17 protein-coding genes, 7 tRNA genes, 1 riboswitch and 1 other annotated feature are annotated in these 23,707 nt (G+C 44.2%); of the genes, 21 read left to right on the top strand and 3 right to left on the bottom strand.

Annotation, left to right across the window (positions count from 1 at the left end):
• Window positions 1-38: 38 nt before the first annotated feature.
• The 21 genes from J0X21_RS12180 to J0X21_RS12080 all read left to right on the top strand — a co-directional run bounded on the left by J0X21_RS12180 (window position 39) and on the right by J0X21_RS12080 (window position 18,617).
• A tRNA-Val gene (locus tag J0X21_RS12180) sits at window positions 39-114 on the top strand.
• Window position 115: 1 nt separating this feature from the next.
• A tRNA-Asp gene (locus J0X21_RS12175) sits at window positions 116-191 on the top strand.
• A gap of 5 nt (window positions 192-196) precedes the next feature.
• Window positions 197-272 (top strand) — tRNA-Phe (locus J0X21_RS12170).
• A gap of 1 nt (window position 273) precedes the next feature.
• A tRNA-Gly gene (locus J0X21_RS12165) sits at window positions 274-348 on the top strand.
• A 103-nt stretch (window positions 349-451) separates the two neighbouring features.
• Window positions 452-526, top strand: a tRNA-Cys gene (locus tag J0X21_RS12160).
• A 9-nt stretch (window positions 527-535) separates the two neighbouring features.
• Window positions 536-624 (top strand) — tRNA-Leu (locus tag J0X21_RS12155).
• 4 nt (window positions 625-628) lie between these two features.
• Window positions 629-705, top strand: a tRNA-Val gene (locus J0X21_RS12150).
• 192 nt (window positions 706-897) lie between these two features.
• The gene (locus J0X21_RS12145) at window positions 898-1,620 is read left to right on the top strand and encodes a hypothetical protein (RefSeq protein WP_206812482.1); all 723 of its coding nucleotides are present in this window, start codon (window positions 898-900) and stop codon (window positions 1,618-1,620) included.
• A gap of 870 nt (window positions 1,621-2,490) precedes the next feature.
• Window positions 2,491-3,942 (top strand): aminotransferase class I/II-fold pyridoxal phosphate-dependent enzyme, encoded by a 1,452-nt coding sequence (locus tag J0X21_RS12140; protein ID WP_206812481.1) that lies wholly within the window; start codon window positions 2,491-2,493, stop codon window positions 3,940-3,942.
• Window positions 3,943-3,945: 3 nt separating this feature from the next.
• Entirely contained in the window at window positions 3,946-4,800 is an 855-nt protein-coding gene (gene speE / locus J0X21_RS12135; protein ID WP_206812480.1) for a polyamine aminopropyltransferase, read from the top strand.
• A gap of 161 nt (window positions 4,801-4,961) precedes the next feature.
• The gene (gene vapD / locus J0X21_RS12130) at window positions 4,962-5,249 is read left to right on the top strand and encodes an endoribonuclease VapD (protein WP_206812479.1); all 288 of its coding nucleotides are present in this window, start codon (window positions 4,962-4,964) and stop codon (window positions 5,247-5,249) included.
• 254 nt (window positions 5,250-5,503) lie between these two features.
• Window positions 5,504-6,370, top strand: a complete 867-nt coding sequence (ytxC, locus tag J0X21_RS12125) for a putative sporulation protein YtxC (RefSeq protein ID WP_206812478.1) — start codon at window positions 5,504-5,506, stop codon at window positions 6,368-6,370.
• A 231-nt stretch (window positions 6,371-6,601) separates the two neighbouring features.
• Window positions 6,602-6,827, top strand: a binding site (T-box leader).
• A 78-nt stretch (window positions 6,828-6,905) separates the two neighbouring features.
• Window positions 6,906-8,819 (top strand): threonine--tRNA ligase, encoded by a 1,914-nt coding sequence (gene thrS / locus J0X21_RS12120; RefSeq protein WP_206812477.1) that lies wholly within the window; start codon window positions 6,906-6,908, stop codon window positions 8,817-8,819.
• Window positions 8,820-8,884: 65 nt separating this feature from the next.
• Window positions 8,885-8,991: riboswitch (SAM riboswitch) on the top strand.
• Window positions 8,992-9,107: 116 nt separating this feature from the next.
• The gene (locus tag J0X21_RS12115) at window positions 9,108-10,397 is read left to right on the top strand and encodes a homocysteine synthase (protein ID WP_206812476.1); all 1,290 of its coding nucleotides are present in this window, start codon (window positions 9,108-9,110) and stop codon (window positions 10,395-10,397) included.
• A 27-nt stretch (window positions 10,398-10,424) separates the two neighbouring features.
• On the top strand, window positions 10,425-11,351 hold the full coding sequence (metA, locus tag J0X21_RS12110) for a homoserine O-acetyltransferase MetA (RefSeq protein ID WP_206812475.1): 927 nt from the start codon (window positions 10,425-10,427) through the stop codon (window positions 11,349-11,351).
• Window positions 11,352-11,828: 477 nt separating this feature from the next.
• Window positions 11,829-12,926, top strand: a complete 1,098-nt coding sequence (locus J0X21_RS12105) for a polyamine ABC transporter substrate-binding protein (RefSeq protein WP_206812474.1) — start codon at window positions 11,829-11,831, stop codon at window positions 12,924-12,926.
• Window positions 12,927-12,990: 64 nt separating this feature from the next.
• Window positions 12,991-14,115: an ABC transporter ATP-binding protein gene (locus J0X21_RS12100; RefSeq protein WP_206812543.1), complete on the top strand. Its 1,125-nt coding sequence runs from the start codon at window positions 12,991-12,993 to the stop codon at window positions 14,113-14,115.
• Window positions 14,112-15,029: an ABC transporter permease gene (locus tag J0X21_RS12095; RefSeq protein ID WP_206812473.1), complete on the top strand. Its 918-nt coding sequence runs from the start codon at window positions 14,112-14,114 to the stop codon at window positions 15,027-15,029. Before J0X21_RS12100 ends, J0X21_RS12095 begins: the two co-directional genes overlap by 4 nt.
• Before the next feature lie 52 nt (window positions 15,030-15,081).
• A complete protein-coding gene (locus J0X21_RS12090; RefSeq protein ID WP_206812472.1) occupies window positions 15,082-15,846 on the top strand; it encodes an ABC transporter permease in 765 nt (254 codons plus the stop codon).
• 568 nt (window positions 15,847-16,414) lie between these two features.
• Window positions 16,415-17,416 carry a M23 family metallopeptidase gene (locus J0X21_RS12085; RefSeq protein ID WP_206812471.1) on the top strand — a complete coding sequence of 334 codons (1,002 nt, stop codon included), beginning with the start codon at window positions 16,415-16,417 and terminating at the stop codon, window positions 17,414-17,416.
• A gap of 196 nt (window positions 17,417-17,612) precedes the next feature.
• Window positions 17,613-18,617 carry a hypothetical protein gene (locus J0X21_RS12080; RefSeq protein ID WP_206812470.1) on the top strand — a complete coding sequence of 335 codons (1,005 nt, stop codon included), beginning with the start codon at window positions 17,613-17,615 and terminating at the stop codon, window positions 18,615-18,617.
• A gap of 719 nt (window positions 18,618-19,336) precedes the next feature.
• On the opposite strand, the gene J0X21_RS12075 is transcribed toward J0X21_RS12080, so the two are convergent.
• The 3 genes from J0X21_RS12075 to J0X21_RS12065 all read right to left on the bottom strand — a co-directional run bounded on the left by J0X21_RS12075 (window position 19,337) and on the right by J0X21_RS12065 (window position 23,238).
• Window positions 19,337-20,533 carry a TolB-like translocation protein gene (locus J0X21_RS12075; protein ID WP_206812469.1) on the bottom strand — a complete coding sequence of 399 codons (1,197 nt, stop codon included), beginning with the start codon at window positions 20,531-20,533 and terminating at the stop codon, window positions 19,337-19,339.
• A gap of 151 nt (window positions 20,534-20,684) precedes the next feature.
• Window positions 20,685-21,860 carry a hypothetical protein gene (locus J0X21_RS12070; RefSeq protein WP_206812468.1) on the bottom strand — a complete coding sequence of 392 codons (1,176 nt, stop codon included), beginning with the start codon at window positions 21,858-21,860 and terminating at the stop codon, window positions 20,685-20,687.
• A 283-nt stretch (window positions 21,861-22,143) separates the two neighbouring features.
• Entirely contained in the window at window positions 22,144-23,238 is a 1,095-nt protein-coding gene (locus J0X21_RS12065; RefSeq protein WP_206812467.1) for a hypothetical protein, read from the bottom strand.
• Window positions 23,239-23,707: the final 469 nt, after the last annotated feature.

Raw genomic sequence — 23,707 nt, 5'->3', positions numbered from 1 at the left:
AGGCAAAGTATTTTTGTGTATACTAAAATTCGTCACTTGGGCGATTAGCTCAGCTGGGAGAGCGCCTGCCTTACAAGCAGGATGTCGGCAGTTCGATCCTGTCATCGCCCACCATGGCCCCGTGGTGTAGTGGTTAACATGCCTGCCTGTCACGCAGGAGATCGTCGGTTCAAGTCCGATCGGGGTCGCCATACCTGCCTCGGTAGCTCAGTTGGTAGAGCAGAGGACTGAAAATCCTCGTGTCGGCGGTTCGATTCCGTCCTGAGGCACCATGCGGGTGTAACTCAGTGGTAGAGTGTCACCTTGCCAAGGTGAAAGTCGCGAGTTCGAATCTCGTCACCCGCTCCAGTTTTCTTATCTTCTTTTTATTTAGGAGTATTTCTAGGCGCGTAAGTGGAAAAATGACTTCTGCTGGCCTTGGAATGAAGAAAACGCATTGTCTTATTTAGCTGGCGGCATAGCCAAGTGGTAAGGCAGAGGTCTGCAAAACCTTTATCCCCCAGTTCGAATCTGGGTGCCGCCTCCAAACAATTATGCCGAAGTGGCGGAACTGGCAGACGCACGGGACTTAAAATCCCGCGGGCCCTAAAGCCCGTACCGGTTCGATTCCGGTCTTCGGCACCAATATGGGTTTGTAGCTCAGCTGGTTAGAGTACCGCGTTGACATCGCGGGGGTCGGAGGTTCGAGTCCTCTCAAACCCACCATATGATACTTGAAGCTTCTCTTCGGAGAAGCTTTTGGCTTTCAATATCGACAATATAACAATCTTCGTGACATTATAAGATAAATTAGTTAATATATTATGTGATAATATATTTATTGGAAAGGTTGGGATAGATTATTTTAGGAGGCAAGTTATAAAAAAAACTAATTCAACTCTAACAATAATTATTGCAATGTTATTGATTTTATTGGTAACCACAACACCAGCTTTTGCTGAGTCTAAATCTCACCCTACTTATACAGATAAGCAAATTGCTGAATTAAAAATAAAATTAACTCATGAGGGAGTATCTGAGCTTCAGCAAACATCACTTATTAACAAGTTGCAAAAAGGTATTCCTCTAGATTCTATGGATCCGGTTAAACTCGCTTCAGTTCCAGAATATTTTTTCCAATTAGATCCAAACAACCCTATTAAAAAGTATGTTTTCCCAGATGGTTCATACATTAAGAATACCATGACTGTAAATAAAGAGATACCAATTACACTTGAGAACAAACAAGAATTAATTGATGCAATCGGGGTAGATGAAGCAAATAAATTATTAATGTACTCGAGTAATTATACTGTTAGCTCCGAGCCATATATTTACCGTAATACCTGGATACAAATGGATGGTACTTTGTCTGGTGGAGGGTTTGAATGTGCTTACGCCCTAAATCCAGGTGGTTATGGCTATATTATTAGTGTTTCTGACGCTGATGAATGGTCTATTTTGGGTACTTGTACAGGGGAAGAATTAACCATACCAACACAGTATCAATCCTTCTATTATTATGCAAATGCAAGACTTACTTGGCAATATATTGTTTACCAAGGGGCAGCTCAATTTACCTGTAAAGTAGACTTCTTTATCAATGGCGGAACTTCATGGGCTACTTATTCAGGGGTTTAAAACTAATTAAACTAATTTAGACTTCTTGTATATCTTCCAACCTTTCCTCAATAAGGATGTGATTGAATGAACACACTTTTTATTCTTGCTTTACCAATTACTTATCTAATTATTTTCCTGGTTTTTTTAAGACTTTCGTATTTGGCATCTATAGCGTTAAAAATATATATTACCAAACACTCTTACCTAAATAAGAAAAGGATAAATAAAGATTAGAGTGTCACTTGAGGCTGTTAATTCCCGGTCAAGATATTTGAAAGATACCAAGACCAAAAATAGCAAGAGAGAGCTTCAACTTAATGAAGAAACAGTTAAAGAGCTTCTTGAGCATAAGCTATTAATGGCACTTGTAAAAAGGACTAATGATAATGACTTTGTGTTTTCTAAAGTGAGGATGGACAGCAAAAAATAAGGTTTTGAAAAAGGCTTCATTATAATCGAATTCATGATTTAAGACATGACGTTGATTCGATAATGTGGGACGTAGGTGCATCATTTACCAGTGTTGCCGAACAATTAGGAAAGTACCGGAACTATTGCAGGGACATACAGCCATGCCTTAAAAAGGCTGGTGATATTAATAAACTTCTAAAATAAGGTATTTCCCCAAGTCTGCCAAAGTCTGCCAAACTTTCTGGGAGCCTTGGTACAAGCGGGTTTGGGTTTGGGTTGTGTACGTTCGAGTCCTCTCAAACCCACCATATGATACTTGAAGCTTCTCTTCGGAGAAGCTTTTTGCGTACCTCTGACCGGCCGCCAAGGCAGCGTTAAGGTATAAGGGCATTGCATTGACTTTAAACAGTTTCTTTAATATATTTACTTTGTTACTTTCAGCATGCTCTTGAATAGGGCTAAAAGGCGGTGATTTGTATGCATTCTGAGTGGCAAAGCAAGGCTCCGATTTATGAAGCCCTGCTTAAATATAAATCGAAACGAGTGGTGCCCTTTGATGTTCCTGGGCATAAGCAAGGCAGAGGGAATCCCGGACTGGCAGAATTTTTTGGGGAAAAATGTCTTGCGGTGGATGTTAATTCTATGAAACCGTTGGATAATCTTGTCCATCCCGTCTCTGTCATTAAAGAGGCTGAAGAACTGGCTGCAGCTGCTTTTGGTGCGCATCATGCCTTTTTCATGGTTAATGGCACAACCTCAGCGGTACAGGCTATGATTTTGAGTGTATGCAAACAAGGCGATAAAATTATCATGCCGCGCAATGTCCATCGAAGTGCCATTAACGCCTTGATCATCAGTGGGGCAATACCTGTCTATGTGAATCCCGGTATTCATACAAGGCTGGGTATACCGTTAGGGATGTCCCTGGATGACGTCGAAAGGGCCGTTCATGAAAATCCGGACGCTAAGGCGATTTTTGTCAATAATCCTACATACTACGGGATTTGCTCGGATTTAAAAAGAATCACAGCCCTTGCCCATGAGCATCATATGCATGTTCTGGTAGATGAGGCTCATGGAACACACTTCTATTTTGGCGAAAACATGCCCACCAGTGCGATGGCAGCGGGGGCAGACATGGCTGCTGTCAGCATGCATAAAACCGGGGGATCGTTAACCCAGAGTTCCTTTTTACTCATCAATCAGGGTTTAGGCGTCGGGCATGTGCGGCAGATGATTAACCTAACCCAGACCACCAGCGGTTCCTATCTACTGCTGTCTTCCCTGGATATTTCCCGTCGCAACCTGGCTCTAAACGGCCGGACTATTTTTGAAAAGGTCTGTACTCTTGCCGACTATGCCCGGGATGAAATCAATAAAATCGGCGGATACTACGCTTTCGCTTCTGAACTGATGAATGGAGATTCCGTCTATGATTTTGATCGGACCAAGCTGGCTGTTCACACGCGGGACATAGGGTTGGCTGGAATTGAGGTTTATGACATTCTCCGTGATGATTACGGTATTCAGATTGAATTCGGTGATATCGGCAACATCCTGGCGATTCTTTCTGTTGGAGATCGGGCGTTGGCCTTAGAACGCCTTGTTTCTTCGTTGTCTGAAATTAAAAGATTGTACATCAGGGATAAAAAGGGAATGCTTGATTATGAGTATATTAGCCCGGAGGTGGTGTTGGCGCCGCAGCAGGCCTTTTATGCCGATCAGCATTCGGTTGCGATGAAAGATAGCAAAGGATGTATCAGCGGGGAGTTTGTCATGGCTTACCCGCCGGGTATTCCGATTTTGGCTCCGGGAGAACGGATAACCGCTGAAATCATCGAATATATTACTTATGCTAAGGCTAAGGGTAGTTCTCTGACAGGGACAGAGGACATGTCTCTTGAAAATATCAGGATTGTGGAGGAATAAATCATGGAGTTATGGTACACGGAACAGCACACAGATAATGTACGGTTTTCTATTAAAGTGGATAAGCATCTCTATTCGGGACAAAGTGAATTTCAACGAATTGATGTTTTTAAGGCACAAGAATTCGGGACTTTTTTTACTCTGGATGGCTTAATGATGGTGACGGAAAAGGATGAATTTATCTATCATGATATGATTGTCCACGTCCCGATGGCCACGAATCCTAAAATTAAGAATGTCCTGGTCATTGGCGCCGGAGACGGCGGAACGGTAAGGGAATTGACTCGCTACACAAGTATAGAAAATATTGATATGGTGGAAATTGATAAAATGGTGGTCGACGTCTGCAAGGAATATTTACCCCAGACCGCATGCAAGTTGGATGATCCCAAAGTGAAGCTGTATTTTGAAGACGGGCTCAAATTCGTTCGTTCCAAGGAAAACACCTATGACTTAATCATCGTGGATTCCACCGATCCCTTTGGGCCGGGAGAAGGGCTGTTTACCAGGGAGTTTTACGGAAATTGCTATAAAGCGTTGAAAGAAGACGGCATTCTCGTCAACCAGCATGAAAGCCCCTATTATGACAGTTATGCTAAATCCATGCAAAGAGCGCATCAACGGATTCAGGAATTCTTTCCGGTCTGCCGGGTCTACCAGGCGCATATTCCGACCTATCCCTCGGGGCACTGGCTGTTTGGCTTTGCCTCAAAAAAGTACGATCCAGTGGCCGACCTCGACGAGCAGGCTTGGAACAGTCTTGGGCTCAAAACAAAGTACTATAACACCGATATTCATAAAGGGAGTTTTGCCTTGCCGAACTATGTAAGAGAGCTCTTAGCAGGCGCCGGGAAATAGAACCGGCTCTTAAACCGCTATCAACAGGAACCCTAATCCGAAGGAAATGGGTTCCTTTCATGTATATATAATCGTTTTCTTGGTGATAATAAGCAATTACTATTGATTCTTCAAGAAAGGAATGGTAGTATATGTTAAAGGATTTGAAGGGAGGGCGCTCTATGTATGCTCTCGCATTTGATATGAAAGTAGATGAATTAAAGAAATACTACGGTGAGTCGTATGGAAATGCATACCTGGAAATAAGGCAGGAACTGGAATCCATTGGATTTGAATGGACTCAGGGCAGTCTTTATATCTCTGTCAGTGATAATAACTTAGCGAATGTTTACCGAGCAATAAATAAGCTTCAAAAAATCGATTGGTTTAAGAAATCAGTACGGGATATTAGGGCGTTCAAAGTTGAGGATTGGTCAGATTTCACAGAAATTGTTAAGGGTGAGTTATAGGTTAAAAAATATCAAGCTTGGTAGGTTAAAGCCTTCTGGATTAATAGTTTAGTCCAGGAGGCTTACTTTTTTGAGGTTTAGTAAATTACCTTAACAGCTGAATAAGAATAAGAGACCACCGATTCGGAAATAGTAGGTAGTATGTGCCGTGGTGCCCTTTGGACAGAAAATTTGTTAAGGAAATTTTCCTTCCCAGGGGCAAAAACGAAATATGACTCAAACCAGGTCATATACTCTACTACGGAGGGATATCGGTGGAAAATTCAGTGCAGCTTGGAACACAATACTACCGGGAGAGCCTATGTGATCGTCTCCTGAAATTGCGCGATGAAGAAAATCTCCCCATCCTATTTGTCGAGACGCGCCAGGGGGGGCATTCCTTTTTTAACTGTCATTTTAATTTAGAAGACAGCGGCCCGGAAGAATCCCAGACGCTGACCAAAATCCATAGATATTATCTCGCCAATGCCTTGGCTGAGATTATTCTAAATCACTGGGAGCCGGATTATGTGAAACGGATGATACGGCACAAATACCGCTTGAAAGACAGGGAGAGCGAAGATGTCGTAGCCAAGGCCATGGAGCGCCTCAACACGGTCCAGGGTCAAGGATACCGGGTCCACCGCAAAACTCATTTGGTGGAACAAATCCTCGCGAGTTTGGACAGTGCTTCAGCTTTTGACGTTGAGGGGTTTTTGCGTTTCCGGGCAAATCAGTATAAAGAAGAGTTGGACAAGGCTGTCTCTTATGCAGTGGATGACTATGTGCTCCAGAAAGAGTATTTGGAATTTATCCGCCTTTTAAAGTACTTTCTGGATACGCAAATCCCACGCCTTGAGACCATGCACGTAGTGATTAATTCATTTGGAAGTTTTCATTTGTACAACGATCAGGGTGTGAAAGTCACGCAGGAGTTTTTAGAGGACTCTCCCCTGGACGGGCAAAACAGCGATTTCTCTTATGAAGATCTGCTCATCAGTGCACTGATCGCTGCGGCTCCGAAACAGGTGGTGCTCCATATCTGTTTTGAAGGGTACAGGGACACCTTGCAAACGATTAAAGAGGTATTCGAGGACAGAGTAAGCTATTGCACCGGCTGCTCCTTTTGCGAGGAGCTATGATCTCAGGTGATAGAGATAGGATATTCATACTGCGCAGGAGTCAGCATTCAGGATTCTCGGACGGTTCGCTAAGTAATTGTCCCTTGCCTTTTTTCGGGGCAGTGATAACGTAGGAAACTTTAAAAGAAAGTTTAGAAGATATTTTGAAAAACAGTTCCCGGTGTAGTAAAATATTCTTAGACAAACTTTGGAGCAACAGTTCAAAAGCCTATTTTCCACGTAACTTAATATCTTAAAGCTAAGACAGGAAGAGTAACTTGAGAAGTTCGTGCCAGAGAAGGGATGCCGTGGCTGAAAGCATCACTCACGAAATTGCAAGTGAAGACCGCCCTGGAGCGTTGAACTGAAAACTTGAGTAAGTTCAGCCGTTGCCCGCGTTAAGGGGTTTGAGGAAGGACAGGATTTAGAATGTCCGGATAATTTGGGTGGAACCACGGGAGCAACTCTCGTCCCTTATAGGGATGAGGGTTTTTTTAGTTTTCAAGTTACGGTTAAGTTATCGATGTTTGGAGATTAAGTTAGGGAGTTGAGTTTAATGGTTAAAGTTAGTCTGAAAGACGGTTCCGTACGCGAGGTGGAGCGGGGGACAAGCTTAAAAGAGGTTGCGGAAGGGATTTCACGCGGTTTGGCCAAAGCAAGTGTGGCCGGGAAAGTCAATGGGGAAGTGCATGACCTTTCTTACCCGCTCGAGGAGGATGCGTCCGTGGAGCTTATTACCCTTGACAATGAGGATGGGCTCGAAGTCCTGCGCCATTCCAGTGCCCACTTGCTGGCCCAGGCTGTGCTGAATTTGTTCCCGGGGACGAAGCTGGGTATCGGCCCGGCGATTGCCAACGGCTTTTATTATGATTTTGATTCTGAGCATGTGTTTACTCCGGAAGATTTAGAAAAAATCGAAGCGGAAATGCGCCGCCTGGCCAAGGAAAACTATCCGTACGAACGCCGGAAAGTATCCCGTGCCGAAGCCCTGGCTTTCTTCGGGGAGCGTGGGGAGAAGTATAAAGTCGAGCTGATTGAAGACCTCCCGGAAGGAGTCACCATTTCCATGTACACGCAGGGGAACTTTACCGACCTCTGCGCCGGGCCCCATATCCCTGCGACAGGCCTGATTAAGGCCTTTAAGCTGCAAAACCTGGCCGGTGCCTACTGGCGCGGCAGTGAGAAGAACAAAATGCTGCAGCGGATTTACGGGACGGCCTTTGCCAAAGCTTCAGACCTCGAAGACTATCTCTTTAAGCTGGAAGAGGCGAAGCGGCGCGACCACCGCAAGCTGGGGCTGGAGTTGGATTTGTTCAGCCTGCATGATGAAGGACCGGGTTTCCCCTTTTTCCATCCCAAAGGAATGATTCTGCGCAATACCCTGGAAGATTTCTGGCGCAAGGAGCACCAAAAGCGGGGTTATCAGGAGATTAAGACTCCGATCATTCTTAACCGGATTATGTGGGAACAATCCGGCCACTGGGACCACTATAAGGAGAATATGTATTTTACGGAAATCGATGACCAGGATTATGCAGTAAAACCCATGAACTGCCCCGGCGGCATGATTATGTATAAGACCAAGCTGCGCAGTTACCGGGATCTGCCCCTGCGCATAGGTGAGCTGGGGCTGGTGCACCGGCATGAACTGTCCGGGGCTCTGCACGGATTGCTGAGGGTGCGCAACTTCACCCAGGATGACGCCCACATCTTTATGCTTCCGTCCCAGATCAAGGACGAAGTCATCGGGGTTATTGAATTGGTGGATTATTTTTATAAAGTTTTCGGTTTCGAGTATCATGTCGAGCTGTCTACAAGGCCGGAAGATTCCATGGGCTCGGATGAGACCTGGGAGATGGCGACCAATGCCCTCAAGGAGGCGCTTGAAGCCAAAGGTATGGACTATAAGATCAATCCCGGGGACGGCGCTTTTTACGGGCCGAAAATCGATTTCCACGTGAAAGACTGCTTAGACCGCACCTGGCAATGCGGAACCATTCAGCTTGATTTCCAGATGCCGGAAAAATTTGATTTGACCTATATCGGGGAAGACGGGCAGAAACACCGCCCGGTTATGGTTCACCGCGTAGTCTACGGCAGCATCGAGCGCTTTATCGCCCTGCTGACAGAGCATTACGCCGGAGCCTTCCCCGTATGGCTGGCCCCGGTGCAGGTGCGCGTGCTGCCGATCAGTGAACGGCACCATGCCTATGCCAAGGAGGTAGCGGATAAGCTGGTCGAACTTGAGATCCGGGCGGAAGTGGATAAGCGCCGGGAAAAAATCAATTACAAGATCCGGGAAGCCCAGACGGAAAAAATCCCCTTTGCTCTGGTTGTCGGGGATCAGGAAGAAGAGCAAAAGAGCGTGGCTGTCCGCCGCTATGGCCAAGGGAATTCCGGGGAGAAAATGTCCCTTGAGGACTTCATTGCTTTGGTGCAGGAGGAAATTCGGACAAAGAAAATTAATTAAACCTATTGACAAAGTAGGGATTAGGCCCTATACTTTTTCCAGAGCATAACCAAACTAAATACAACCTCTTATCAAGAGCGGCTGAGGGACTGGCCCGATGATGCCCGGCAACCGGCAAGCGTATGCTGCAAGGTGCTAATTCCTGCAGAACCTAGGTTCTGAGAGATGAGAGCGGTAATTGCCTTAAGTGTGCAGTAAGCCTCTTCTCTCAGAAGAGGCTTTTACTCTTTCTGCCGAAAAAAGCTTTCCGGCGCAAATTAGCGTTACTATTATGAGGAGGAAAATGAGATGACAACCGAACGGAAACTTGGCTTTGAGACCCTGGCTCTCCACGGAGGGCAAACACCGGACCCGGCTACGAATTCCCGGGCAGTGCCAATTTATCAGACTTCATCCTATGTCTTTAATGACACGGACCATGCGGCAAACTTGTTTGCCCTGAAAGAATCCGGCAACATCTATACCCGGATTATGAACCCAACCCAGGATGTATTCGAACAAAGAGTGGCTCTCCTGGAAGGGGGTGTCGCGGCTTTGGCTACGGCTTCCGGACAAGCGGCGATTACGTATTCCATTCTAAATATTGCCGGGGCCGGGGACGAAATTGTGGCTTCCAGTTCCCTCTACGGAGGCACCTATACCCTACTGGCCAATACCCTTGCCAGATTAGGGATTACCGTTCATTTTGTCGATGTGGACAACCCGCAGGAGTTTCGCGCGCACATCACTGACAGGACCAAGGCGCTTTACGTAGAGACGATCGGCAACCCGCGCATCAATGTGGCTGACCTGGAGGAGATTGCTGGGATTGCCCATGTACATGGGATTCCTTTAATCGTGGACAACACATTTGCCTCACCTTATCTCTGCCGGCCGTTCGAGCATGGAGCGGATATCGTGGTGCACTCCGCGACCAAATTCATCGGCGGGCACGGCACCTCTATCGGCGGGGTGATTGTGGATTCCGGCAAGTTTGATTGGAACAACGGCAAATTCCCCGGGCTGTCTGAGCCTGATCCCAGCTATCATGGAGTGGTTTTCACCGAAGCGGTCGGTCCTTTGGCTTATATCATCAAGGCCCGGGTGACGCTTTTAAGGGATACGGGGGCTGCCATTTCACCGTTCAATGCCTTTTTGCTGCTGCAAGGGTTGGAAACCTTGAATCTGCGGATGGAGCGCCATGTGGAAAATGCCCAGAAGGTGGCCGAATTTCTGGAACGGCATGAATTGGTGACCTGGGTCAACTTCCCCGGCCTTAAACAAAGTCCGTATTATTCCCTGGCCCAAAAGTATCTGCCCAAGGGCGCAGGGGCTATCCTCACCTTCGGACTCAAAGGCCGGCTGGAAGAAGGCAAGAAGTTTATTAACAGCCTGGAACTTTTCTCCCATCTGGCGAATGTCGGGGATGCCAAATCCCTGGTGATTCATCCCGCCAGCACCACCCACCAGCAGCTGGATGAGGAGTCCCAGCTTAAGGCCGGGGTGAGCCCGGATATGATTCGCCTGTCCATCGGGTTGGAGACCGTTGATGATCTGCTTGAGGATCTTGATACGGCACTCCGCGCCAGCCAGAAGTAGACTCTAAGCGGCTAGGAGTGATTGGATATGCCGATAAAAATACCGGATCATTTGCCGGCGATGGAGATTTTGAATTCCGAGAATGTTTTTGTCATGGCTGAAACCAGGGCGTATCACCAGGATATTCGGCCTTTGAAAATAGCGATTCTCAACCTAATGCCCAATAAAGATGTGACTGAAACTCAGATTCTCAGGCTGTTAAGCAATTCCCCTTTGCAAGTGGAGATCACCCTTCTGCACATGGAAAGCCATGTGTCGAAAAACACGGCCCAAGAATACCTGGACACGTTCTATACCACCTTCAGTGCCGTGAGGCGGCGGAAATTTGACGGCATGATTATTACCGGGGCTCCGGTTGAGCAGCTGGAGTTCGAGGAAGTGACTTACTGGCCAGAGCTCCAGGAAGCCATGGAGTGGACCCGCACGTATGTGACGTCCACCCTCCATATCTGTTGGGGGGCGCAGGCCGGGCTTTACCATCATTATGGTGTACCGAAGCATCCGCTTCCTGAGAAAATGTTTGGGGTTTTCCCTCACAAAATTCACAAGACCAGCCCGAATGCCTTAAAACTCTTACGTGGGTTTGACGATGAATTTTATGCCCCGCACTCGCGCCATTCGGAAGTGCGGCGCGAGGATCTGAAGAAGGTGCCGGGGTTAGAGATCTGGGCCGAATCGGACGAAGCAGGAGTTTACATGGCTGCGTCTTCCGATGGCCGTCAGATCTTCGTCACCGGCCATTCAGAGTACGACCTGAATACCTTAAAAGCTGAATACGAGCGGGATCTTGCCAAAGGACTTGACATTAAGATTCCGAAGAACTATTTTCCGCAGGATGATCCTGGTCGAACTCCGGTGCATAAGTGGCGCTCCCATGCGAATTTACTTTTCTCCAATTGGCTCAATTACTTTGTGTATCAGGAAACCCCTTATGAGCTGGAAGAGTCAAACTAGAGGTGGTATGTTTACCACCTCTTAATCATTTTCAAACCACTTATTTTAGACACACTTATTTCCGACACTTGCCTTTTTATCTGGCACACAATAAAATGAAGAAAAAGTGATATTCACCACTGCATAATTCAAACTGATCAATTATTAAAAACGGGGTATCTAACCCATCCTTTTGTAGAGTCCATTTGAAAATAAGTTTGGTCCCTTTAAATGAAAGGGGTCCTTTATAAAATTAGCTTGTAAATTAAGTCATTATATCCGTGTTTACCATCTTTTTATACATGAATGAATAATTATTCAACAGTGCATAAAAATCTAATGTGATGTTTCGCAATATTACCACTATTGCAATAACAATTAGATTTTAGAGGTTTGGCACTTATCTTGCTATAAAATTAAAAACATTCAGCATATTCGTTTCTAGATGAGGCTTGCTGATTTTTAAAAGGCAAGTCCAAATAAAGAGGAGGAAAGATTATGAAACGTATTCTATCCCTGGTTATGATGGCGTTGTTGGCGATTGGATTGGTATTTCTCGGAGGCTGCGGCTCCGCAAATACCACGTCTGGTAACACCACATCAAGTAACACCTCGTCCAACGACAGCTATGCTAAACAGATCAACTTTTTCCAATGGACTGAGTATACCCCTCAGTCGGTACTCGATTCTTTCAAAGAGAAGTATGGCATCACCGTCAAGATGGCAAACTTCTCCTCAAACGAGGAGATGATTGCCAAGCTTCAGGCGGGCGGGCTCTCGGAGTATGATGTGGTCGTGCCGAGCAACTATGTTGTGAAGGCCATGATTGCCCAAAACCTAATCCAGCCCATTAATAAGGACAATATTCCAAACTTCAAGAATCTTGACGAAAGCTTTCTCAACCGTGATTTCGACCCTGGGAATCAATACACGGTTCCCTATCTTTCAAGTCCGGTCGTGCTCGCGGTCAACACCAAAAAGGTAACAAAGCCCATAGAAAGTTATAATGACCTGCTTGATTCTTCCCTGAAAAACCAGATAGTCGTTGTGGACGATGAGCGGCCTATCATCGGGGCAGCTTTGCTGGCCACGGGTCACTCGCTCAACGCTACCAGTGCCAATGATCTTAAAGATGCCGAAAATTGGCTGAAAAAGCTTAGGCCCAACATCAAGGTATTTGATGCCGACAGCCCCAAGACAGCCTTAATCACCGGCGAGTGCTCGGTCGGTCTAATTTACAACGGCGAGGCGGCGCTGGCAATTAAAGAGAACCCGGATATTGAAATTATTTGGCCTAAGGAAGGCATTTCGGGGCTTACCATTGACAATTTCGCTATCGTTAAAGGTACCCAGCACGAGAAGGAAGCTGAGCTCTTTATCAACTACATGCTTGACCCAGCGGTGAGCAAGATCCTTTCCGACGAGTACCCATACACTAATCCTAACAAAGAAGCGCATTCGCTCTTATCAAAAGACTACCTTGACAACCCAGCCAGCAACATCCCGTTCGATAAAATCAAGAATAGCGAACTGCTTGACGATGTCGGCAGCTCCCTGGGTGAATTCGACCGGATCTGGACGGAATTCAAGGGCTAATCAGCCATTATCGAGCATGATAAGCCTGGATCAAAGCAGTAAGGGAGGCGCATACATGGCACCAATGTCTGAGAAGGTTATGGTTGAATTGCACAATGTGGATAAATCATTCGGTGAAAACAAGGTTGTGAAAAATTTGAACCTGCGGATACGGGAGGGCGAGTTTTTGACGATGCTCGGCCCTTCCGGCTGCGGCAAAACCACGACACTGCGAATGATTGCGGGCTTTGAGGACGTAACGACCGGCACGATCATGATAGAGGGCGAAAATGTCGTAAACAAACCACCCTACCGGCGCAACGTCAACACCGTGTTCCAGAGCTATGCCTTGTTTCCCCATATGAATGTATTCGACAATATTGCCTTTGGACTGACGGAGAAGAAAGTAAATAAACAGGAAATTCGTCAGCGTGTAACCGAGATGCTCTCCTTGGTGCAGATGGAAGGATATGAGCAACGGATGCCCTCGCAGATGTCGGGCGGCCAAAAACAGCGTGTTGCCATTGCGAGAGCCTTAGTCAACCGGCCTAAAGTATTGCTCCTGGATGAGCCGCTCGGCGCACTGGATCTGAAACTTCGCAAACAGATGCAAGTCGAGCTCAAACACCTTCAGCGCAAGCTCGGCATCACTTTTATCTATGTCACGCACGATCAGGAAGAGTCCTTAACCATGAGCGACCGCATCGCCGTGATGAACAACGGTATTCTGGAGCAGATCGGTTCACCCGATCAGATCTATAACCAGCCTGCAACCAAGTTCGTAGCCGATTTCATAGGCGAATCGAATATCCTCGAAGCTGCGGTGGAAATCGCAGACGGCGCCAACCTTAAGGTTGTCTTTGAAACAGGCTACGCCGTGGTCAAGGCCACAGGGTTCACAAAGGACGAGGCGGTGTATATCTCGGTGCGCCCTGAAAAGCTTAAATGCGCCGCTGCTGCTGTGCCCGGCTTCAACCTCAAAGGCGTGGTCAAAGAGCATATCTATGTCGGCTCGATCATCAAGACGATTATCGAGCTGCCTGATGGACAAGAGCTGATCATGAGCTCGCTCACGGGTACGCCGCTGATCCCGCCTGGGGAAACTGTTTGGGTCTATTGGGAAAAAGAAGACACCGTTATTCTGCACGCCAATGAGGAGAGAATTTATAATCTCAGCGAGCAGGTGCCGAAAATCGAGGTGAGGGCATGAGCACAGCGACTACTCCCGAGATCCGGCTGCGACCCAATGCAAACCCTCAAAGGCAACATATCCCTCTTTCCCGGCTTGCTCCGCTCATTCTAATGGTAGGTCCGGCCATCCTTTGGCTCCTGATTTTTGTCGCTGCTCCTCTTGTTTATGTGTTTGTAATAAGCTTTTTGAAGAAGGGCACCTACGGCGGGGTTGTGGCCAGCTTTAATTTTGAGAACTACCTGCGGATATTCGACCCCCTCTACTTAAACATTTTCCTTGTATCTATTCTTATCGCACTTGCGACGACCGCACTCTGCCTGATCATAGGCTATCCCTTCGCTTACATCATAGCCAGGGCAAGCAGCCGCAACAAAAATATTCTATTGACGCTTATTATGCTGCCTTTCTGGACCAATTCGCTCATACGCACCTACGGCTGGATTATGCTGCTGCGTACCAACGGCACCTTTAATACCATACTTCAATCCGCCCACTTGATCTCCCAGCCGCTGCAAATGCTCTATACCACCGGCGCGGTCATGGTCGGCATGGTTTATACCCTTTTTCCTTTTATGGTGCTGCCGCTTTACAGCTCCATCGAGAAGCTCGACCACTCCCTGCTGGAGGCCGCGAACGATCTCGGCGCCAAACCAGGCCGGGCCTTTTTGCGGGTGACACTCCCGCTCACTGCTCCGGGTATCTTTGCCGGCTGCATTCAAGTATTTATCCCGACGCTGGGCTATTTTTTCATCAGCGATCTGTTGGGGGGCGGCAATTCCGTACTGGTTGGCAACCTCATTAAGAACCAGTTTCTTGCAGCCAGGGATTGGCCGTTCGGCGCTGCGCTGTCGATTCTCTTGATTGTATTTACCATCATACTGATCAGGCTGTACAATCACTTCGGCGGCAGAATTGAAAATATAACTTCTTAAGGGGGCGAGGTTTTTGATTAAAAAACATAACAAATTAACCAAGCTCCTGACGATGGTCTTTCTCACACTGATTTATATCTTTCTTTACCTGCCCATTGTCGTCATTATTTTCTTCTCGTTCAATACGTCGAAACTTAACATCGTCTTCCAGGGTTTTACCCTCCAATGGTACGGCGTCATGCTGCAGAACACCGGTCTCATGTCCTCCCTGAAAAATACCGTAATCGTTGCCATTTCCACCGTCGTCATATCAGTGATAATTGGCACCCTGGCCGCTATCGGCATGTACCGGTATGAATTTAAGGGCAAAGGAATTGTCGATTCGTTTCTGTATATTCCCATTGTCATTCCCGAGATTGTCATGGGCATCTCACTTCTGGCCTTCTACCACATTCTAAACCTTAGTCTCGGTCTCCTGACGCTAATCATAGCGCACGTCACCTTTGCGATGCCGTTCGTCGTGGTGACGGTGCGATCGCGGATTGCTGGCTATGACATGTCCGTGGAAGAAGCCGCGATGGATCTGGGGGCCACCCGCCTCCACACCCTTTTACGCGTCACCCTGCCCATTATCGCCCCGGGCATCCTCTCCGGGGCCATGTTGGCGCTCACGCTCTCGCTCGACGATGTCATCGTCAGCTTTTTCACCACAGGCATAGACAGTGTGACTCTTCCCATCTATATCTTCAATAAGGTCAAAACAGGGGTTTCGCCGGATGTCAATGCCTTAATCACGGTCATTATTATAGTCACGCTACTTATCTTGCTCTTGATGCGGACATACGAGGCGAAGAGCCAAAGGAAGGGCCGGATTTAAGGCTGGATACCATATCCGCGTCAGAAATGGTTACGGCCGTAAGCGGGCGGGCTGTCACAGTGTAAGAACTGGCCACTGCCGGAGAGAGTGTGGTCAACCTTGCCCGGTAGTTCAATGGATATTGGATTCAGTGACGGGTGTATCTATATCACTTGAAGATCCCAGGAAAGTACTGGATGTCTAAGCGTGAAATTTTAGGAGGTGGTAAAATACCACCTCCTAAAATTATTGGTGCCAAAAACACAAGTTGTTAAATTGTAATGGACATACATTGATTCTATTTTGACATAGGCATTTACTCATTAAACTTTTTTAGACATGGAAAGAGAGTATATTAGGGTTTGGCTTAGTTTTCGGCTTTAACTCAAACGTTCAAGCTTTAGAAACTCAAATAGATTTCAATAAAAATCCTTTCCTAGCAGGTAAAGCAATTGACATAAATGATATTAATATCGATTATAAATTAATTAAGAAATTACCAACTTCATTAGGAATTGACAAGATAAATATTGATATTGATAGCCTCCATGACACAAATCCGCTAACCCTTAGCGATAAGAGTGTATTATTGTCAAAAGGTTATGATCCAATGAAAATAGATTCAATGGATAGGGGGGACTTCTTAAAACTTAAAGATACTTGGAACTTAAGTCCTGAGGTGATTAAGGCTGCGAAGGTAATTTATCCGGAATTAAACAATCTCGATTTGTCTACCTGGACTTACGGTAAATACTATAAATATAGTAAAATTAAAGATGATGAAAAATATAGACCTATGCCAGAACAAATTAATCAATTTAGAGGAAGAGGTATTACTCTAGCTGACGCAAGATACATGCTCAAGGATTTCAATAATTATCAAGCGATCCTGAATTTGTCGGATGACGAAATAAAAGAATATTTGCTTGGTTATTACAAGTTTAAGGAAACTTATGCAAAAACGTTAAAAGGAATAGAACGTAACAAAAAAGATTCCAATAATAAGGCCAGTTTTAGAATTTCAGCCACTTCTAAAATAATTGATGGGGCAACCTATTATTATTGCTACGTTCCCGGATATGGATATGACTGGTTCCATGAAACTTCTCAAACTCATGTAGGAATTAATAGCGATATGTATGGAGCGGATGCCCAGCAAATTTTTGAGGCAATTTATCCTTCGGGGGGGTCATATTACGCCACAAATATGTGGGGCACATATTCGCTGGCTCATACAGGTGCGCACGAAGGAATTGATTTTAACGGGACTCCAGAGGGCCAGAATTTACTGGCTGTTGTAGATGGGTCTTTAGGACAAAGAGACAGTACCTGGGGTCAGATAGCAATCAGTTCTACTGAAACCACTCATGCAGTCAATTACAGAATTTTCTACATGCATATGGTGAATATTTCGCCTTACAGTACTATTAATGCTGGTCAAATTATAGGAAAAGAATCAAACGTAAATACAGATGGGATACACCTTCATTTACAGGTTTATCATAATCAATCCCAGACTTACTGTCATACCTCGGATGACAATATACTATCATCTGACAGCCCATACAGTATTTTCTACACCTGGGTCTAAATAATAGGATATTTAGCGGCCGGGATTAGAAAACCTAAATCCCGGCCCAATTATCTTGATATACCAGCTCCAGTTTTCTTTCCTTATGACAGGCATTTCTCCCCTGTGAATAAATATATAGATTCAATATTTTTAATAATTATTACTAGGTTTGATTTCGATTTGACAATCGGATTAGTGGAGGGTGATAAATATTGTGAGGACTAAAAAATCTGCATTTTTGATTTTTATACTATTGTTTAATTTATCACTTTCATTGTTAAACGGCTGTGCCACTAATACCGGCAGTAATGAAACAATCCAAGACCAAAGTCTACATAAAGACTTGGACATTTATGAATATCAAACTCAGCTAACCAAGCTTGAGGAAGAGCTAAACCAGTTAAGGCAGGAAAATCAACGCCTTAAAGATAATCTGGTTGCCTTAACCAGGACTGACTATCAGTACTTTTTAGACAATTACTATTACCAGGAAGATGAAATTCAAACTATGTTAGGGTATAAACATTATAATGGTGATGAACCGTTGAGAGCACTACCTTATTCAAATGCTCCGGAACTGAATAGAGGCTTCTCTTCAGAGGTAACGGTCATTAGTACTGTAAGAAATCGAGATAATGAACACTGGGCCTTAGTCGAGTTTCCTGCAGCTGAAAGAGGGAGAAACAATTATGGATTTCTCAAAGTTGAATATCTTGAAGATTACCTGTATACAGGTCAAGATTATTCTAAACTCGATCTTCCAATCAGCATAGAAGGAATTAAGATTGGAGAACCGTTAGAGAAAGCCATTGCTGCTTTAGGATTGAATTATTATGAGATAAGGGCCGGAGAGCGGGGTTTCATCCATTATGGAGAAACTATCGGAAGCAGGGACAAGATGATATTAGGAAAAGGCATCGATATTTTCAACAATATGCAAACGCACCAAATATGGAGAATTCGAATGGACGGAGAAGGCTATGAAACCTCAGAAGGTTATGGTGCCGGAAGCAATGCCATGGAAGCGATTAACTACTATAAAGCCCATTATCCGATGGACGAAAATTTCCGCGACAGCTCTAATACAAAATATTGGATTTTCGAGATCGGCGATGAATTTGTTCTTAACTTGGAGATAAATACGCAGGAGTTGACCGAAGACAGTCGTATAAAAAGAATAGACATTGGGCCTAGGTCGCGGATTAACCCTCAGAGATGATAAATCTGTTTTCTGCAAAAGGAACACCAAATACCCGGGGTTTGTCCCGGGTAGAGCCTTAAGTAAGATTGAACTTCTTCTGAAGTTCTTTGTATTTTTTCCTCAGTATATAAGTCGCATTTTTTAGTCCGCCAAAGATGACCAGATAGTTGTTTCAAGACCAAGGCTGGATCTCGATCCCCTTATCCGGATTAACGATGTAGCTGCGCAGTCCGCATAAGTTTCTTGCAGGACAAGCATAAGTAACAGATAACCCCTCCAAATTCGTATCGGTCTGGTCACTCTCCTTCATTGCCAAATAAGATAACTCATTTACCCTTTGTCAGGACTGTATGGATATGTTCCCATACCCCTTCCACTGTATCTTTAGGGGACATGCTTTTATAATAGGCCCAAGGAAGCATACGGAACAGGGCAAACTCCAAAAGTACACCTGTGATATTTAGGATAACATCATTAACATCGAACCTCCGTGCAATATAGCCAGATAAGTTCAATATGTTTTCCAAAAACTGCAGGAATTCGATTGAGACAAAAAATAAGAGTCCTTTCCAGGCAACGGATTTCAGATTGCTGTCGCTTATAAAAACAATTCTTTACATAGACGTTTTCCTTGTTTGAACTTGCTCTTTAGGAAAAGAAAGCCCGGGATTTCCCGGGCTTTCTTCATAATGTAATTCCCTTTTAGAACTATAAAGAGATATACTTATAGACTTTTGTTAGGGAATTAGTAACTTATCCATTTTGGTCTTGCCATTTTCTTTGCCAGATATGACTAAATGTGACCCATCGGGGGCCCAAGCCGGGGCCCAACCGTAAATTTTTACCGGTACAGGCGATTTAAGCATCTTACCTTCTTTAGTAACAACCATGGCTTTTTCAAGATCCCATAATAATAATTTTGTGCTATCCTTTGACCATTTCATGACTTGCCCTGTACTTTCAGGAATATTATAGGTTTTCATTGTGTTTAAGTCCAAAGTTGCGTTTTCAAATATTCCAGCAGATTTATCATCTCGGCGGATGAAAGCCAAGTATTCTTTATTAGGAGCCACTTGAGGATTTGAAGCTGGATATGAGATTTTGGTTGATGTTTTGTCGGTTAAATTAACCTTATTTATTCCTAAACGACCGTCAGGATATTCAACTTCCATTACTAAATTGTTTTCATCAAGCCATTGAGGAGCCGGGGCATGCCATTCCACTATCTTATAGAAGGGCGTTCTTGAAATAACAGAGGATTTTAATTCTCTTAGATCATATACAGTCAGAATATCTTCACCATTATCTCCCCATTTTTTATAGGCAACCTTATTACCGGATGGTGAAAGAGAGGCTAATTGAACCTTGGCTCCGGGTTCGGTAATCTGAATTGTGGTTAAAGAATCAGTATCCCAGACCACAATTGGATTGGAACAGATTAACATTTTTTTACTATCAAGGCTCCATTCGAGGACAGGATCTTGATATTCAAAACGCTTATAGCCATTAACCATTGCCCCAGTATCAGTTACCAGGCCTGATCTAAGATTATAAATTAAAACCTTGCTAGGTAAATAACCTGAACCTGTCTCATCCTCTGATTCCAGAAATGCGATATTATTACCGTCCGGTGACCAGATTGTGGAATAGAGCTTTTTCTTGCTTTGATATATTTGGCTTGGAGATCCAGAGTTTGATTGCAGCCAGAGAGCTCCTGAATTAACTGTGTTTGATGAAAAAGATAACATCGTACCATCCGGAGAGTATACAGGGTCTATTACTGATTCTTCAATAGATTCAGGGAAAGTGCCAGGATTGTTCTCAATAGGAATAGATATCTTATTAGCCATAGCCGTAGATTCGCTAAGACTAAGCATTAAAACTAAGGCAATCCCCGCAAATTTTAGGATGTTATGCTTAAGAAAAGTTAACATTAGGCGCACCTCCTTTTTCTAATGAACGCTCAATAAGTAGCCGTCGTTTATTTCATACGCACCTGCATAACCATAGACTAAAATGTAATAGGGTCTGACCAGCTGTAGCATACAAGAAACCTTTTCATTAAGTATCAACTCCAGCCTCCATTCAGTCGGAGTCAGTAAAAATAAACTCACTGCCGTTCCATACATATTTTCCCTGGGTAAAACCATTACCAGCCATATTGCTGAGAGTGACTTCGAAACCGGTTTCTCCATCTTTCAGTAAAGGAAATCTTGCTTCTCCCCCCGCGCTGTAAACAAAGCCATCTTCCTTATAGCCAACAACCGGCAGATTATAAACTGTTCCCTCTGGATTGATACTGAATAAAAGATATTGAAATTCCGGGCTGTTTTTGACTGGCCGGCCAATTGCAAAATCATAATTGCCGTCTGTATTATAATCCTCGAACACAAGAGGATAACTTCCTCCAAAGCCCAGATCGTCATTGCCAAAGTATGTGTTGAGCGGTATTCGGCTGGTAACCTTGCCGGCGCTATCTTGGCTGAGGAGGTCAAAACGGCCCCGGTACATGCTTCCATCGATACTAAAGCCCGGTTCATCAGGTGTAAGAGGTTTTTTGTATTCAGTCTGTATGACTTTTATAAAACATCTCTGCCCATTTTGAATCAATTCCGCCTGTGAAATAATGAAAGGATTTTCTTGTTGAAACTTAAATTGCTTTCCGTCCCAGGTATACTTGGCAGGTTCAAAACCGCCGCCCTGCTTTTCTACACCAATCAATATACTAGGACTCTTCCCTTCTCCAGTGCCACCTGTTTGAGTAAACGCAATCGAACAGCTGCCAGCGGCCGTATAAACAAATCCGTTTTCCTTATAACCTTTTACCGGCAATGAAAAAAGCTTGCCATCTTTTCCAACACTGAATATTACATATTTATATTCCTCGCTGCCATCACCGGCGGCAAAGCCAATGGCGATATCGAGCAAGTTATCTGCATTGTAATCGTTAACTGTAAGGTTAACCGGACCGACAATGGTTAGTTCTATATTCCCAAAGTATTGGTTAAGGGACTTGCGGCTGGTTTCCGCTCCTTTACCGTCCTGAACAACCAAATCAAAGATCCCAGAGTATGAGGGTTTTTCATTAATATAGGTAGAAGAACCCTTCGTTTGCACAATAGAAAAGTTGTATGGTAGTTCATAATGAATGGTTTCTATTGCCATTTGAGCAACAACGGGATTCTGGCTACTCGATGTTGAACATCCGTTTAATAAGAGCAGCAGAGAAAAAAGAATAAAAAGAAAACCTCGTGTTTTCATCAGCGGACTTCCTTTCATGAAGGTCATCTTATTATCAAAGAAGGGAGAAGACCTAAGCCTCTCCCCACAATTCAATTATGCTTACGGTTGAGGAACAGAATAGTATCCGCACATAACAGTATCTATACCAAAAGATCCTATTGACTGTGAAGTATACGAGGAAAGAACTTCATATGCACTGTTGGTAGCGCTTGTATGGGCTGCAATCTTTACGTCGTCTTTGGTACGTGATCCAGCGGTTCCGGTTACACGGTGTTTACCTCTTTTGGGCGTGCCTCTTTTACTATAAGTAATCGGGAACGAAATCACTGGGTGCAAAGCTTGTCGTATGATCAGGCTCGTAAAGATTAACCCAATTAACTGCTCCAGTATAATCAACCCGCATTACACCTGAGGTAATAGTCATCCTCTCACCGAATTCAGACTGATAACTTTGTTGTCTTGCTGAATTGGCAAACATTTGAAACCATTGGGCGAAGTTTGGTAAGTACGACTCATTATGGATCGTTATACTTGCTTGTTGCCGACTCCAGCCTATAGTTGGAAGCCCGGGATAAGTTAAACTAGCATTGGGAAAGTTTTTTTCAGAATAATTAGATCCTATAGATGTAATTTCTTCATAGATGTCATACTTTGATACCCTAAATGTCATTGAATCGGTATAAGCATTTGAAGAATAACTGGAATCATAGTTATAGACGTTATGCCCTGGATTTGTAGTAATATACTGATGGATTGTCCATACTGTTTTAGTATTGTCATTAACCCTTTGTGGTTCCATATGCCTGGTTAAAGTTACGTTTCCCCAGGGTGGATCAAAATAAGTGTTTGAGCAATCCCAAGGACCGGGGGTTGTGGATTGGGTACTAACGGAGTTTGTTGTTACTGCAGATTTATTTTCTTGGCTTTGGTTTGCGTCCATTAAGTCTTTGCTTAAAAGTTGTTCCATTTGACGAGGATGCTTCCTAATGTCTAACTCTGCTTTAGAATAGAAGTTGTGTACCAGGGGATTGCCATCTGTCTTTTTAATAAACCCTACAGCAATAGGCTTCCATTCCAGATTGTTTTCCTGACTCCCGCCCGAGGGGCCGAGAGCTTTTAAGGCTTTTTCGATACTTAAGGTACCATCCTCATTATAGATCAAAACATACTTATGATTTTGGTATAGCCCTTTTACTAACTCTGATTTGTCGGTAAGATCACTCTCTCGTATCATAGTTACATCATAGCCTTCTGGCAGATTCTGATTGTTTATTTCTCCTATGGAAATAGATTGCACGGGTTCAAATTGAACCATGTTAAAGTCAAAATTGAGTATCGAAACAACAATTAAAAAAATGGCAATAATGATTAGCAAATTCTTTGGAAAAGAATGCATAGATTTTCACCCTTTTTCTAAAGATTGTGATTTAGAGAGGTAAAGGAAATTTTTGAAAAGGGGCAGCGTCTTTAAGGGGTATTCGGATTCTAGAGTTTCCTATATTTATTAATACGATATTATTTCCAAATTTGCTCATCTAGATATAGTTTAATCTTACCACACATTAATGTGCTTACTAAATTAGGGAAGCCTAAAATTTTCCTCGATAATTAACTTGTTAGAAATTGCGTTATTTCTTTTCGCCGATCGTTTTTCAAGTTATTTTTACTGGAATTGTCAAATTTGGTTGAGTCCTTAAACTCGTAATTTTTGGTTAAAATATAGCTGGCTCTTGCCGGTTGGGAGGATAGGGCATATTCCGTTATTTGATGTATTCCGATTATTTTTCAAACCATGCTGAGTATTTTGTAGATGCAACACCGTCACTATCCTTTCGATTAAAAGAATCGGAATATTGTATTCTACT

This window comes from Paradesulfitobacterium ferrireducens (genome assembly GCF_017310645.1).
Taxonomy (GTDB): Bacteria; Bacillota; Desulfitobacteriia; order Desulfitobacteriales; family Desulfitobacteriaceae; genus Paradesulfitobacterium; species Paradesulfitobacterium ferrireducens.
Note: the sequence above shows the minus strand (reverse complement) of the source record. Positions and strands in the feature narration are given on the sequence as shown.